The 14,915-nt window shown below is 62.2% G+C and carries 14 protein-coding genes; 10 read left to right on the plus strand and 4 right to left on the minus strand.

The genetic code is table 11. The features are described from left to right. Positions 1–21 precede the first annotated feature (21 nt). The 5 genes from A9973_RS02670 (at position 22) to A9973_RS02690 (ending at position 7,005) form a co-directional block, all read left to right on the plus strand. Entirely contained in the window at positions 22–1,335 is a 1,314-nt protein-coding gene (locus A9973_RS02670) for a 3-hydroxyacyl-CoA dehydrogenase (protein ID WP_183012210.1), read from the plus strand. A gap of 137 nt (positions 1,336–1,472) precedes the next feature. After that, positions 1,473–2,477: a tripartite tricarboxylate transporter substrate binding protein gene (locus A9973_RS02675; RefSeq protein ID WP_183012211.1), complete on the plus strand. Its 1,005-nt coding sequence runs from the start codon at positions 1,473–1,475 to the stop codon at positions 2,475–2,477. Positions 2,478–3,062: 585 nt separating this feature from the next. Beyond that, positions 3,063–6,065 (plus strand): autotransporter outer membrane beta-barrel domain-containing protein, encoded by a 3,003-nt coding sequence (locus A9973_RS02680; protein WP_370539430.1) that lies wholly within the window; start codon positions 3,063–3,065, stop codon positions 6,063–6,065. 331 nt (positions 6,066–6,396) lie between these two features. Further along, positions 6,397–6,762 carry a DUF695 domain-containing protein gene (locus A9973_RS02685; protein ID WP_183012213.1) on the plus strand — a complete coding sequence of 122 codons (366 nt, stop codon included), beginning with the start codon at positions 6,397–6,399 and terminating at the stop codon, positions 6,760–6,762. 57 nt (positions 6,763–6,819) lie between these two features. Continuing rightward, the gene (locus A9973_RS02690) at positions 6,820–7,005 is read left to right on the plus strand and encodes an amidohydrolase family protein (protein WP_183012214.1); all 186 of its coding nucleotides are present in this window, start codon (positions 6,820–6,822) and stop codon (positions 7,003–7,005) included. Between the two features lie 40 nt (positions 7,006–7,045). Here A9973_RS02690 and A9973_RS02695 read toward each other — a convergent pair whose 3' ends face one another. Next, positions 7,046–7,615 (minus strand): AAA family ATPase, encoded by a 570-nt coding sequence (locus A9973_RS02695; RefSeq protein ID WP_255468982.1) that lies wholly within the window; start codon positions 7,613–7,615, stop codon positions 7,046–7,048. Positions 7,616–7,823: 208 nt separating this feature from the next. On the opposite strand from A9973_RS02695, the gene A9973_RS02700 reads away from it, so the two are divergent. From A9973_RS02700 to A9973_RS02720, 5 genes are all read left to right on the plus strand, one after another. Beyond that, a complete protein-coding gene (locus A9973_RS02700; RefSeq protein WP_183012215.1) occupies positions 7,824–8,420 on the plus strand; it encodes an NAD(P)H-dependent oxidoreductase in 597 nt (198 codons plus the stop codon). Positions 8,421–8,434: 14 nt separating this feature from the next. Beyond that, on the plus strand, positions 8,435–9,043 hold the full coding sequence (locus A9973_RS02705; protein ID WP_183012216.1) for a TetR/AcrR family transcriptional regulator: 609 nt from the start codon (positions 8,435–8,437) through the stop codon (positions 9,041–9,043). Between the two features lie 240 nt (positions 9,044–9,283). Then, positions 9,284–9,571 carry a hypothetical protein gene (locus tag A9973_RS02710; protein ID WP_183012217.1) on the plus strand — a complete coding sequence of 96 codons (288 nt, stop codon included), beginning with the start codon at positions 9,284–9,286 and terminating at the stop codon, positions 9,569–9,571. 242 nt (positions 9,572–9,813) lie between these two features. Beyond that, entirely contained in the window at positions 9,814–11,049 is a 1,236-nt protein-coding gene (locus A9973_RS02715) for a M48 family metallopeptidase (protein ID WP_183012218.1), read from the plus strand. 59 nt (positions 11,050–11,108) lie between these two features. Further along, positions 11,109–11,345 (plus strand): TetR family transcriptional regulator, encoded by a 237-nt coding sequence (locus A9973_RS02720; protein ID WP_255468983.1) that lies wholly within the window; start codon positions 11,109–11,111, stop codon positions 11,343–11,345. A 63-nt stretch (positions 11,346–11,408) separates the two neighbouring features. Here the strand turns inward: A9973_RS02720 and A9973_RS02725 are convergent, their stop codons facing one another. The 3 genes from A9973_RS02725 to A9973_RS02735 form a co-directional block, all read right to left on the minus strand. Continuing rightward, on the minus strand, positions 11,409–13,229 hold the full coding sequence (locus A9973_RS02725; protein ID WP_183012219.1) for a glycoside hydrolase family 15 protein: 1,821 nt from the start codon (positions 13,227–13,229) through the stop codon (positions 11,409–11,411). Positions 13,230–13,233: 4 nt separating this feature from the next. Next, positions 13,234–14,052, minus strand: coding sequence for a glucose 1-dehydrogenase (locus A9973_RS02730; protein WP_183012220.1), 819 nt, complete (start codon positions 14,050–14,052; stop codon positions 13,234–13,236). Between the two features lie 151 nt (positions 14,053–14,203). Continuing rightward, complete coding sequence (locus tag A9973_RS02735) at positions 14,204–14,611, minus strand: RidA family protein (RefSeq protein WP_183012221.1); 408 nt, start codon at positions 14,609–14,611, stop codon at positions 14,204–14,206. Positions 14,612–14,915: the final 304 nt, after the last annotated feature.

Consider the following 14,915-nt stretch of genomic DNA (forward strand, 5'->3'; position numbering starts at 1 on the left):
GATGAAACCGCGGACACCATCATGAGCAGCACAACCAGCACGCAAGTCGTCACCTACCATCCCATCGTGGCCGAAAGTCAACTACACAAGCTTCCGTTCGCGGCCAAGGCCAGGTCCGTCAGCCGGGCGGCGGTGATAGGCGCCGGCACGATGGGCGGCGGCATTGCGATGTGCTTCGCCAACGCCGGCATATCCGTGATGCTGCTGGAGAAAGACGCCGAGCGCCTCAGTCAGGGCTTGGCGCGCATCGAAGAAAACTACGCCAACTCCGCTCGGCGCGGCCGGCTCAGCGCAGGCGACGTCGCGCAGCGTCTCGCATGCATACAGGGCAGCACACGCTTCGAGGATCTGGTTGACGTGGATCTGGTCATTGAAGCGGTGTTCGAGGAAATCGGGCTCAAACACGAGATATTCAAGACGCTTGATCGGGTCTGCAAACCCGGCGCCATCCTGGCCTCCAACACCTCTTATCTGGACATCGACACTATCGCGAGCGCCACCCGGCGGCCCCAGGACGTGGTCGGGATGCACTTTTTCAGTCCCGCCAACGTCATGCAGTTGCTGGAGAACGTGCGCGGCTCCGCCACCTCTGACGAAGTGTGCGCCACCGTCATGGAAGTGGGCCGTCGCCTGGGCAAGGTCGCCGTGCTGGTGCGGTCCTGCGACGGATTCGTCGGCAACCGCATGTTGGCCAAGCGCACGCGCGAAAGCCATTTCCTGCTTCAGGAAGGCGCCTCGCCCTTTCAGATAGACCGTGTCCTGCGCGACTTCGGCCTCCCGATGGGGCCGTTCGCCATGGCGGACCTGGCAGGTTTGGACGTGGGCTGGCGCAATCGCCAGAGCCGCCTGCAGAACCTGACGCCGCGCGAGCGTGAGTGCGACATGCTGGACCGCATGGTCGCCGCGGGCCGGCTGGGCCAGAAGACCCAGGGTGGTTTCTACGACTATGACAGTGACCGCAAGGCCACCCCGTCACCTGCTGCCGAAGCACTGGTCGCCGCCCACCGCGCCGCCTCCGGCCGACAAGCGCGGCAGATCTCCGACCCGGAAATTCTGGAACGCTGCCTGTACTCCATGATCAACGAAGCCGCCTATATCCTGGAAGAGAACATCGTCGAACGCGCCGCCGACATCGACGTCGTCTGGCTCAAGGGTTACGGCTTTCCCGCCTATCGCGGCGGCCCGCTGTGCTACGCGGACCAGATCGGTCTGCCTGCCATCCTGGCGGGGCTGCGCAAGTACGAGGCCGAGCACGGTTCCCAATACTGGAAGCCGGCCAATCTCATCGTCAAGCTCGCTCAGGAGGGGCGAGGTTTTCACGATGGCTCTGCCTGAAGGCGCGCACACGCATTTAGAGAGAGCACGTCAACGGTGTCCCCAAGGGAGGCAGGCACGGTCAATACCTGACCTGCGTGGGCAGCGGACCTGACCTATACAGAGGTTTTGATAACTACAACAAACCGGAGACAAGCGTGTCTGACAAGCAACTGCATCGCATCCCTTTGGGCCGCAATCTTGCCGCCATCATCATCTGCGGCAGCAGCGCCCTGCTCGCGCCAGGAGTCGCGGCTGCCGCCGATTGGCCCGATGGCAAACCCATCACCATCGTCGTCCCGTTTTCCCCTGGCGGATTCACGGATCTGGTTGCGCGCCGCTTCGCTCAGGACCTGGGCAATGAGTTGAAGACGACCATCGTGGTTCAGAACAAGCCCGGCGCCAGCGGGCAGATCGGCACTGCGCTCGTCGCGCGCGAGAAACCGGACGGCTACAACCTGCTCGTCACGGCCACGCAGCACGTGATCTATCCCGGCCTGCAGCCCAGCCTGCCCTACGACCCGAAGAAAAGCTTCTCCAACGTGGCCATTCTGGCTTACGCGCCTAACGTCCTGCTGGTTCCCGCCAAATCTCCCATCTCCAACACCAAGGAGTTCACGGCCTACGCCAACAAACAACCTGGCGGTCTGGCTTTCGGCTCCAGCAGCGTGGGCGGCTCGGCGCACATGTCCGGCGAACTCTACAAAATGGTCGCTGGCGCCAATCTGCGTCATATCCCCTACAAGGGCGCCGCTCCTGCCGTCACCGACCTGATAGGCGCGCAGATCCCGGCGGCATTCTTGGACGCGACATCGGCTGCCGCCTTCATCCGCTCGGGCGACGTCAAAGCCCTGGCCGTCACCTCAAAAGACCGCCTGCCCAGCTTGCCCGATGTCCCCACCGTCGCCGAATCCGGCTATCCGAGCTATGAATCTCAGGCCTGGATAGGCCTCTTCGGCCCCGCCGGCATGCCGACACCGATCGTGCAGAAACTGAACCAGATCGCCATCGACAGCGCCAACACCGAAGCCAACATCAAATGGCTCAACGACAACAATGCCACGCCGGCCAGGCTCTCGCCGGCACAGGTCACGGGCTTCGTTGACGCCGAGCTCGACAAATGGAAAACCGTCATCGACCAGGCGCACGTCACGGTCCAATAGCACGGTGAGGCGCTCGAAAACGGGCGCCGTTTTGGGCGCAGGGGTGCCCGCCGCCGTTGATCCCGCTGCGCGACCGCCCGGGGCGTCTTACTCAAATCAGGCCGATGAGCTGAAGGACGCCGGCTGCGACGCCATCCAGGGCCATCTGGTCAGCCGCCCGTTGCGCTCAGAGGCCTTTGTTGCGTTTCTGCGACGAGGGTGACGGCAGAGAGCGGATGTTGCGCTGTCGTGCAGTCGATGCAGGGCTTCACGGTCCGCATCGGGTCGCAAGCGGTCCGCTAAAACCAGCCACTTTCGGCCCAAAGCGGTCCTTAGTTTTTTTAATACCGAAACCCTGGACATGTGTTAGGATTTTTTCCGAAATCAAAGATATTGCCAGTTTCATCAAGTCTGACCGTGTGAGTTTTATCTCGCAACTTCGGGAGAATGATTATGAAACGCTGGTTAGTATCAGGGTCTTCACGTCCGCGGCGTCCAGCGCTGCGCTGGTTATATCCTCTGGTCACCACAGGGTCGCTACTACCCGCGGCAACATACGTCTCCGCACAGACGGTTGGTCCCGGACCGATCGGGGTTCCAGTCAACGTGGGCAACGGCACCACCACCGTGGTGGGCGGTACGACGATCACCACCCCGGGGACGGCGTCGGCCGTGACGGGCGGGACGTTGATCGTCGATCCCGCAGCGGGTCCAAGCCCCGGACCGGTGTCATTCTCCGCAAGCAACTTCAATTCATTCGGCATTTACGCAACAGGCGGAACGATTATCTTCCGTAGCGGCGCAACGCCCGGCATCACCACATCCATCACGACCGCCGGAAACGCGTCGGCCGGTCTGTGGACGCAAAATACCGGTGTATCAGCGACGTCGGCCGGCGGTCTGAACATTCATACCACCGGAGGCTACGGCAACGTCGGCGGTCTGCCCGTCGGCTCCTACGGTGCGGTCGCCAGCCACAACAGCAGTATGTCTCTGACCCAAGCCAACATCCTCACGGAAGGCTTGGGCGCAACGGGCGCTTATGCCTTCGGTAGTCAAATTACGCTAAATAACGTTGCCATCGTGACGCGAGGCAATGCGTATCGGGATGGCACGGGCACCTATGGCGCCTATGGGGCCCTTGCCAACGCACTGAATGGCGTACGCGGCAAGATAATGATCACAGGCGGAACGATCTCCACGGCCGGCGACGTTGCCTATGGTGTAGGTTCCATCGGCTCGGACGTCACGCTCAACGGCACCACCATCACCACGACGGGTGCCAGCGGCGCCGGCCTGTTCGCCAATGCCGGCACGATCAACGCATCGAACGTAGCGGTGACCGCATCCGGAGGGTCAGCCTATGGGGTCTATGCGGTCCAGGGTTCGACTATTACGCTACAAAATGCACAAGTGACGACCCAAGGCACTTCGGGGTACAACTTGCTCAGTTATGGCGCGAACTCTCGCGTGACCGGTACCAACGTAACGGCAATATCCACAAACAGCAATGCTCCCGGCGCGACGGCATGGGGCACGACGCCCACCGACATCGTGGCACTGAGCCTGACCGGCGGCTCTGTTCAAACGCAAGGCACCAACTCGCATGGCTTGTATGCCCGTGGCGCGATGGCGACGGTTTCTGTCGACGGCACGTCCGTCAGCACCTCCGGCGAGGGCGCCTTTGCCGCGCGTGTCATCAACGGTACCTTGAACGCGACCAATGCCACATTGCAGGCGACCGGCACCTCCGCGACTGGTTTGGGACTGAGCAGCGATGCGGGCATCACGGCTACCGCGACCTTGACGGGCGGTACCCTGAGCAGCGCGCAATTCGACGCCATCGCCGTCAATGGGGGCACCGCGCAAGTCACATTGACCGGTACACAAGTCACGGGAGCACCTCGCTGGCTGCATGTGATCGGCGGATCGGCGCTTGCAGCCGATCCGCTGGCGGCTCCCGATACAGCGACCGCTTCAGGGACAGATTCGCCCGGCCTGTCAGGGGTGAGGGTGGCGATCCTGGCGGGCGGCGTGGCTGCGCCAGCGGCTGGGCCCACGAGCATTGCCATAGTCAACGCCTCGGGGGCCACGCTCAACGGCTCGGCCCTGACCGAGAGCGGCGCTGCGTCCACCGTCTCGCTTGGCAATGGCTCGGTATGGAACATGACCGGAGATTCCAACATTACCTCCCTGAGCAACAACGCGAGCCAGATTCTGTTCACGGCCCCCTCATCGGGCACATTCAAAACACTGACCGCAACCAATTACACCGGTTCTAGCGGCGGCCTGATTGGCTTGAACACCTATCTGGGAAATGACAGTTCCCCCTCGGATAAGCTGATCATTGATGGCGGCGCCGCCACAGGCACCACAGGCCTGCGCATCACCAATGCCGGAGGCCCGGGGGCGTTGACCACGGCGGCCGGCATCAAGGTCGTCGACACCATCAATGGGGCCACGACCCAATCGTCCGCATTTTCCTTGACCGGACGCGCCGTCGCAGGCCCCTACGAATATCGGCTCTACCAGGGGTCCGCCGCAGCGCCTAGCGATCAGAGCTGGTACTTGCGGTCTGAAAAGGAACCGGAGCCGCCGCCCGAACCGCCCGTCCCGCCTGGGCCGCCTGGGCCGACACCTGCCCCCGAGCCGCTGTACCGACCCGAAGTTGCGGCTTACCTGGCCAACCAACGCCTGGTCGGGCAGATGTTCGTGCAGAGCATGCACGACCGGCTGGGAGAACCTCAGTTCATCGAATCGCAACAGTTCCCAGATCAAGGCAGCAAGCGCAGAGCGCTCTGGTTGCGCGCGGTAGGACAATGGGAAGGCACCCACAGCCGCGACGGCAACTTTGACGTCAGCACCGACCTTTTCCTGTTGCAGGGCGGCGGAGATCTTGCGCAATGGAAGCTCTTTTCAGAGACCGATCGCTTGCATCTGGGAGCCATGCTCGGTTACGGGACGGCTGACAGCACTGCCCGCGCCGACGGCAACCCATACAAAGCAAAAGGCCGCGTGAACGGGTACAGCGCAGGCGTGTACGGCACATGGTTTCAAAATGATGAGACCAAACTAGGCGCCTACGTGGACACCTGGTTCCAATACGGCTGGTTCAACAACCGTGTGCAAGGAACCGAGCTGCCGAGAGTCGACTACGACTCTCAGGCTTGGGCGGTGTCTGCGGAGGCCGGCTACGCCTTCAAGCTGCAGCAAAACTGGATGCTGGAACCGCAGGCGCAAGTAATCTATGTCGACACCAACACCGACAGCATCACGGAGCAGAACGGCACTCGGGTAGACCGAGCCGACTCCAACGGCACCATTACCCGTCTTGGGGTGCGCACGTTCACCACGCTTGACCTTGGCAACAACCGCAAGGCGCAACCCTTCGCGACCGTGAATTGGTGGCACAGCAGCGTCGACAGTTCCGTGTCTTTCAATCAACTGCCCGTCGGGGGCTTGTATCCCAAGGACCGGTATGAATTGAAGGTCGGCGTCCATGCCGACTTCACCAAGGGCTGGACTGGATGGGTCAACGCTTCCGGCAGCTGGGGCGCGCAAGACTATCATCAGTATGTGGGGCGGATTGGCGCGAAGTACACGTGGTGAAGCTCGCCTTGTGACCTCGAAATCAAAGGTGCGATTGTCAACGATGCAACAGACGTCCGAATTTCTCTCGGACGTCTGCTTCGGGTCCAACGCGGACCGGGTCAAGGACATGCTGGTCGCCGATCGACGTACTGCGCGGTTGAAATGTCTCCCGTCAAAAAGCGCGAACTTTATTGCGAGTGCTCTATCCCTGACAACAACAATAAAAGCGTGATCAGAACGGCACGACAGCCCTTGTGCGTAGTCGTTGGGGCATAGGAGTATTGGCGACTACGTAAGGGACGTGGATGTCTCGGATCCTTGATCCGCTGGCAAGACCTCCGAGTCCGGCATGCCCAATGACGAAGACAAGAAGAACACGAATAGCTTTGAAGAGGCCATCGAGAAGGGCTTCGAGAACTCCGATATCGGGGTACAGGTGGCTTGCCTGACGGGCAATCATCTGAAGGAGTGGCGTTACTACACTGTTGACGTCGAAGCCTTCCTGGACGCGTTCAATGCATGCCTGGCCGGGCATCCGGCCTATCCGATTCAACTGCGCACGTACACGGATCCCGATTGGAATACCTTGTCGGAATTGCAGCAAAAGGCTCAGAACAGATTCATTGAAAACGTTCGGCGGCGACAACGGCCGTTGGCTGGCCTGTGCGCGCGCCGCGGCCAGCACGGCCTGCGCGCATACGGCCGGGCCAACTAGCAGTTATTTCACGATGGCAATCCTTCGCAAACGACGAATGCCGGGCAGAGAGGAGGCATGCTCAACTTGCCGCATTTCGAGTTCATTCACAACGTCGTAGGCACGGACTGCATCATCTATGCGGTCGACTACCCTTACCTTACCAACACCGGCGCGCGCGCGTTTCTGCAAGGTCTTCCCGTGAGCCAGGAGGACAAGGAAAAGATTGCGCATCGCAACGCGGAGTTGTTGTTCGGCTTGTGAATGACGTGCTGACGCCATTCGTGCTCAAGCACATTCAGATCTACCGCAGCAGGAAACGCGCGCTTTCGACCGCTTGGCCGATTGCATCGCAAGTTTCTTCAACGCTCAGGCCCGCAACCGACAGCGAATGGCCTTCCAAGACACCCAAATTTTCGAACTGCTGGTACAGGGCAGAAATGGGAACGGGGTCTGAAAGGGTGTCGCCGCCTCGTTCCTGGCAGCGCCTGATTGCCTCCCCCAGGTCCGGACGAAGCACGATGTAGTGCAGGGCCACGTTGAGGCTGCGGAACGCGTCGAGAAACCAGGGGCCGATGATGCCATCCACCAGTACGAAGTAGCCTCCGTTGGCATAGCCGGCCGCCGCCCTGGCCAAGACGTCGATCACGGTGGCGTTCTGGCCATGGGCTTCGGTTTCCCAAGGAGGGATCGAACCCGTCTTGATGAAATGCCAGAAATCGTCTGAATGCAGGTGGACTTTCGGGCTGCCAGGCAACTGCGCAATGATGTTCGCGGCAGTCGTTTTTCCTGAGCCAGGCGCACCTGTCAGGATGAGAATTTCTTCGGGTCTGAACATCTTGCGCCCTTGGTCCGGTTCCATGGCGATGGCCATCTCAGCATCGCCTGGCTAGATTAACGCAACGCCCGCGAGACCCTCGTGCACGCGGGCAAAAGTAAAGCCAGGATTGAAAACCCTGTCCTGCCGTTTCTAGTTGTCGGATGACGCTCGGCTTCCGCATCATTGAAAGTGCAATAATGACAACCTACTAAACGTATACTACTATAAGTACATAGCAATCTTCGTATGGACGTCACAAGACATGCATGCACTTATCGTCGTTGCCCATCCCGATGCGGCCTCCCTCACCCACGCCATCGCTGGCCAGGTTGCGCAAGGGATCGCCGCCGCCAGCCCCCGGCATTCATTCGAAATCGCCGACCTGGCTGCCGAGGCCTTCGATCCCAGGTTCACGCGAACCGACGTGGCGCTGCACCTGAAGAATGCGGTCCCGCCCCCGGACGTCGCCGCCGAACACGCCCGGATCGACCGCGCGGACGCGCTGGTGCTGGTCTATCCCGTTCATTGGTGGTCGTTTCCCGGCCTGCTGAAAGGATGGATCGACCGGGTGTTCACCAATGGCTGGGCCTATGACGCCGGCCCGGACGGCAAGTTGATCAAAAAGCTGCAGCGCCTTCAGGTGCATCTGATTGCCAGCGGCGGCGCCGATATGCGAACCTACGCCCGGCATGGCTATTTCGGCGCGATGAAAACGCAGATCGACCATGGGATCTTCGGTTACTGCGGCGCACGCGTCTCGACCTCGGATTTGCTGGTTGCCTCGGACGCCGGGTTCCCGGCGTCTCATCTCGACACGGCGCACGCCATCGGCAAGCGGGTTTTCGCCTTGCCGCAATGATCCAGCAACACAGGATGAAAACGATGTCCGCCCCATCCGCCCCCTCGCCGCGCCGCCGCTTGCCGAAAGAAGCGCGGCTGCGCCAGCTTCTGGACGTCTCCTGGAAGCTGATCCGCGACGAAGGCACCGACGCCTTGACGCTGGGGCGGCTGGCGGAAGCAGCCGGCATCTCCAAGCCCGTCGTCTACGACCACTTCGGGGCGCGCAACGGGTTGCTGGCCGCGCTCTACCAGGACTTCGATGTGCGCCAGACCGCGATCATCGACGCGGCCGTCGCCGCCAGCAAGCCGACGTTGAAGGACAAGGCCGGCGTCATTGCCAAGAGCTATATCGACTGCGTGCTGACGCAAGGGCGCGAGATCCCCGGCGTTCTTGCGGCGTTGAACGGATCGCCCGAGATCGCAGCGGTGAAAAGGCAGTACCAGCTTGCCTTCATCGAGAAATGCCAAAAGATCTTTGCGCCCTTCGCCAGCCCGCGTACCGTGCCGCCGGCTAGCCTGTGGGCCATGCTCGGCGCCGCGGATTCGCTTTCGCATGCCGCGGTGGCCGGTGAAATCACCGAAGCGCAGGCGCGGGAAGAACTCTTCCAGACCATCCTGAACATGGTCAAACGAACCCGGTGAATCCGCACTGGCGCCTGATCCCAGCCAAGGGCACGCCGTCCCGTCCCGGGCGCGGCGAAGGGCCGACATTACCGCACCTGCCGGGATAGTGATCGGCGCCAGGGAAGGCAGTACCTGCAACCCGGGCACGCGGCTTGCTATCAGCGCCTGAGCAAGATCTTCAGATGGCCCAGCCGCCGGAGTACAACGTAGAAGAAGGCGCCTTGGACGAACCGTCGCTTCCCGACTGCGGTGACCGCAATGAACTCGCCCCAACCTGCCTCTGCCTTGACGCCGACTCCGGCCGGCAACATCCTGATCGTCCGCCTGGGGCCGCAAGACGCGATAGACCCTTTTGCAAAAGCGCGCGAAGCGGCCAATGACGGCATCCTGTCCAAGCCGCCCGGCGAGTTGGCAGCCCCCGCCGCCCGGGCAGAGCAAGCGCATCCGATTCGGATTCCGCTTGCCGTGGCTTTAGCGGCGATGTTGTGGGTGTTGGGCGCCATCGTCCTGCTGACCCTTGCCTTGGGCTATCGGCTATTGACCTGAGGCAACCGCCGCAGGATCTGCAAGCGCAGGCATTTTTTTCCGAAATCTCAGTGTCAGACTGCAATATCGCCTAGCCTGGCAGCACCGCTGCAGGATTCTTGCTCCCCCTATCCATATCCCTATTATGGTTGCATCCACTCGGTTCCCTCACGGTTTTTCCTGGTGGCGAACGTGTCCGGGAGTGCGTGATATAAAGAGGCCCCAGAATCAGAGGCGCGTGTTGCGCCGTCAGCCACGCAGCCATGCCTAAATCTGAAAAGGGTCGCGCCCTTCCCGCTGGTTGGAGCGCTCTCGCTCATAAAAGTTGGTCGCGGGGCGATGCGCAAAGCGCAATTAACATTGTCCTGGCAGACTTGAACCGTCAAGGTGCGCATAAGCCGTTGGGGACCATTCTCCAGTTCGCGTTTTATCTCTTTGAGGTTGGCGATTTTGAAGCGGCTGCGCGCGTCCTGGAAGGTGCCCGGGCTGGCTATCCGCGAGATCCGCAGTTGCTGCTCAATTTAGCCATCTGCCTCACCAGGACGAAACGGTATGACATCGCTAGCGATCGACTTGCGGAGCTGATCGAAATACAACCGAACAACATGGTTGCATGGGACGCTCTGTGCACCTTACGTAGTGCTCAAGATCGACTCGACGACGCCGCTCAAGCTGGGACCCAAGCGCTGAAATTGAAGGATGATGGCCAACCTAAAGCGCCTTCGAACTGGAACGTGCCGGCCGAAAGCCCATCCGCTTGGCTACGCGCCACCGGTAAAGACTCGAATTCCGTCCTCTCGTTTTCGCTTTGGGGCTCAGGCCAAAGCTACTTACGCGGCGCGATCGACAACACATTGGCAGCGGCAGTCTTGTATCCGGGCTGGCGCGTCCGTTTCTACCTCGACAACACTGTCCCGGTTGAAGTGCGCGAAGCGCTGTCAATGCTGGGGGCCGACATACGGATGGAAACTGCGGGCCAAAGCGACCGCCAGCGTCTGACCTGGCGTTTCAAAGTCGCCGACGATCCGCAAGTCGGACGATTCGTTGTGCGCGATGCCGACTCCGTTGTGAACCAGCGCGAACGATCAGCGGTAGAAGCATGGATTGCGTCGGACCGCTGGTTTCACGTCATGAGGGACTGGTGGACGCACACGGATCTGATGCTTGCTGGAATGTGGGGCGGGATCGCCGGCGCTCTACCCAACATGGAACGTCTGCTGAAAACATATTCGCCACCGGCGGTGGCGAGCAGGACCATCGATCAGTGGTTCCTGCGAGACCAGGTTTGGCGATATGTCCGTACCAGCTGCCTCGTTCATGATCGTTGCTTCCCGGTGCAGCACGCTGTGCCTTGGCCCGATCCTGCGCCGACGGGTGAAACGCATGTGGGAATGAACGATCACATTCTGGCGACTGATATCCAGGCGGCCAGATTGCGCGACGCGCTGAGCCTTCGCATGCCAGATTGGCGTGAACAACTGGCGTGCCTAGCCCTGTAAAGGCGCCTTGTTCTTATATGTCGGGACTCGCGTAACCCTATCGCTTTTTGAGTCTGGCATTGCCCGCGCAACGCCGACTCGGCGACGAGGGCACCGATGCTTTGACGCTGGGTCGGCATGCCGAAAAGGCGGGCATCTCCAAACCCGTCGTCTACGATAATTTCGGGATGCGCAACGGGCTGCTGGCCGAGCTCTACCAGGGTTTCAACTTGCGCCAGACCGCGATCATCGGCGCCGCCGATTCGCTTTCGCATGCGGCCGTGGCCGGTGAAATCACCGAAGCGCAAGCGCGCTAAGAGCATTTTCAAACTATCGTGAGCACGGTCAGGCGAAGCAAGGATAGCGCGTAGGCGCGTGCCTCATTCCTGGGGCGCGTCGCGTGACGAACGCTGGTGCGCCGTGCCGCCAGCGGCGCTCAGGTTGTAGGCCGTATTGACCAGGCCGATGTGCGAAAAACCCTGCGGGAAGTTGCCCACCAGCCGCTTGCGCGCCACGTCGTACTCTTCGGCCAGCAGGCCAAGATCGTTGCGCAGCGACAGCAGGTGGTCGAACAGGCGGCGCGCATCGTCCAGCCGGCCCTGCATGATGTAGGCATCGGCCAACCAGAAGCTGCACGCCAGAAACGCGCCTTCATCGCCCGGCAGGCCGTCGTCGCTGTGGCGGGTCGAATACCGCAGCAACAGGCCGTCGCGCAGCAGTTCGCGTTCGATGGCCTGCACGGTGCCCGTCACGCGCGGATCGTCCGCAGGCAGGAAGCCGACCTGCGGAATCAGCAGCAGGCTGGCATCCAGCGCCGTGCCGCCGTAGTACTGCACGAAAGTATTCCGCGCGGCGTCATAGCCATGCGTGCAGATGTCGCGACGGATCTCGTCGGCCAGCGCCCGCCAGCGGTCCACCGGCCCTTCCAGCCCGAAGCGTTCGCAGGATTTCACGGTGCGGTCCAACGCCACCCAGCACATCAACCGTGAATGCGTGAACGCGCGGCGCGGCCCGCGCATTTCCCAGATCCCGTGGTCGGGCTGGCGCCAGAGCTTCTCAAGCGGTTTCAGCAAGACCTTCTGCATGCGCCAGGCTTCGGCCAGCGGGGCAAGGTCGGCGACGCGTGCGGCGTGCAGGGTCTCGATCAATTCGCCATAGACATCCAGCTGCATCTGCCCGGCAGCGGCGTTGCCCAGGCGCACCGGCACGCTGCCCTCATAACCGGGAAGCCAGGGAATGTCGTGTTCAGGCAGCCAGCGTTCGCCAGCGATGCCGTACATGATCTGCAATTGGTTCGGGTGCCCGGCCGCCGCGCGCAGCAGCCATTGGCGCCAGGCCTCGGCTTCCTCGCGGTAGCCGGCGTTCAAGAGCGCATACAGCGTCAGGGCCGAATCGCGCAGCCAGCAATGCCGGTAATCCCAGTTGCGACTGCCCCCCAACTGTTCGGGCAGCGAGGTCGTGGGCGCCGCGACGATGCCGCCGGTGGGCTGGAAGGTCAGCAGCTTCAGCGTGATCAGGGACCGCACGACGGCATCGCGCCGTTCGCCCGGTCCGTTACTCCAATGACAGCGTTTGCACCATTCATGCCACCACGAGATCGTGCGGTCCATGCTTTCCATGCGGTCGGGCACGAAATGCGGCATCTTGTGCGAACGGTGATACGACAAGGTGAAGGGGACGGTCTCGTCCTTCCTGACGGTGAATTCGGCCACGCTTTTCATGTCGCGCCCGGCCAGCGGCACGGCCGTATGCAGTTCGACGGCATCCGGCCCGGCGATGGCGCTCAGCCCATAATCGCGCCGGCGCACCCAGGGCACAGCCTGCCCGTAGTTGAAGCGCAGCGTCAACTCCATCCGCATGTCCACCTGGCCCGACTCGCCCTGCACGATGCGCACGACGTCAACGCGCTCTTCGTCGTCGCTCAACGGCATGAAGTCGTAGACGCGCACCACCCCGCCCGGTGTTTCATGGCGCGTTTCCAGTACCGCCGTATCCGGCAGATAGCGGCGCGTGGTGATGGCGCCAGGGACGCCGGGCGCCAGCAGCCAGCGGCCATGGCTGTCGTCGCCCAGCAGCGCCGCGAAGCACGCCGGCGAATCGAAATGCGGCAGGCACAACCAATCAATGGAGCCGTCGCGCGCCACCAGCGCGGCCGACAACATGTTGCCGATCAGGCCATAGTCTTCGATAGGCTTGGACATAGGCTCAACCCGCGCCGCGAAACGCGGGGTACAGCGTCATCCCGCCGTCGACGAACAAGGTCGTTCCCGTCACGTAGTCGGAGTCGTCGCTGGCCAGCCACGCCACGGCGCGCGCCACGTCTTCCGGTTCGCCGATGCGGCCGTAAGGAATCAGCTTCAGCAGCGACGCCAGGCTTTCCGGGGTATTCCACGCCGGCGCATTGATGGGCGTCCGTATCGCCCCGGGCGCCACGGAATTGACGCGAATTTTCAGCGGCGCCAGTTCCTGTGCCAAGGACTGCATCAGCAGCGACACGCCCCCTTTAGAGGCCGCGTAGTTGGTCTGGAACGCCCACGGAATCACTTCGTGCACCGAGCTGATGAAAATGATCTTGCCCACCGCCGCGTCCGCAGGCGGCGGATCCGCGCGGTTCAGGAAAGCCCGCACCGCAGCGCGGGCGCACAGGAACTGCCCGGTCAGGTTGGTGTCGATCACCGCCTGCCATTGGTCCAGCGTCATGTCTTGAATGGCGGCCGGCCGCTCGATGCCGGCGTTGTTGACGAGTATGTCGATGCCTTGGAAGTGCTCGGCCGCCACGCGGAACAGATGGTCGACGTCTGCCTCGCGGCTGATGTCGGCGGCCGCGGTGACGGCCTCGCCGCCCGCGCGCGCAATCATCTGCGCCACTTCGGCGCCCCGCCGTTCGGCGTCTTCATTGGGGCGGTGGTTCACGACCACCCGCGCGCCCGCCGCCGCCAGGGCCAGGGCGATACCGCGCCCGATTCCGGAACTGGCGCCGGTGACGACCGCCACGCGCCCGGACAGATCGACTGCATGCCGCATGCTGCGCTCTCCTTGCGGTGAGCGGGTCCGGTGCTGCTGACGTGCGGATCCGCAAACGCCGCTTTCGATAGCCAAGCTTGCAGCTTAGTCCCGGACGGGCCTCGGTTCAACCGCCCGGGGCGTCGTGGCATGTTTCACCGATGCCTGGCACTTATTTCGCCGCTACAACCTTGATCTCGACGGCCAGTTCAGGGCGCGCAAGCGCCGCCACGCCCAAGATCGTCCAGGCGGGAAAGTCACCTCGGATGTACTGCTCCTTCACCGCGCGGAAGTCGGCCAGGTCTGCCCCGACATCGACGTGATAAGAAACCATCTCTACCACGCGGGTGAAATCCAGGCCCAGGTGCCCCAGGATGGCGTCAATGCGCTGGAAGGCCAAATCGGCCTGTTCGCGGGGAGACTCCGGAATGGAACCGTCTGGCCGCAGGCCGATCTGGCCCGAGATGAACACCATTCCATTGGCCGTGACCGCCGGGGAATACTGGAAGAGATCGAAAACTCGGTTGCCGCCGAAGGTGGGCTCGTTCTCCGTCAGACGCAGACGTTCTATCTTGCTCATTGAGGGTCCTGATCATGCAGGTTGTTGCCAAGGGCCTGGCAACACAGACTCTACAGGATCGCCTACACGCCGCCGCGCAGCCAGTTCCCCGGCGCGTCCCCGCGGTGCGCCTTGAAAGCCCCGTTCCGCTGCCGGCTACATCGTCAGCTACCTGCTGCTGGCATGCACGCTGCGGTACGGGTTGCGCCCCTGGGTGACGGGTCCGGAAGGTAGCGCGCGTACTCGGGGCAAGGATGATTTCATTCAAAGCCGCTTGAAAACGTACAAGCCTCGGGACGGCATGCGCGTTACGCTGTGGATTGGC

Origin of the sequence: Achromobacter sp. UMC46, from assembly GCF_014170335.1 — a bacterium.
Taxonomy (GTDB): domain Bacteria; phylum Pseudomonadota; class Gammaproteobacteria; order Burkholderiales; family Burkholderiaceae_B; genus Achromobacter.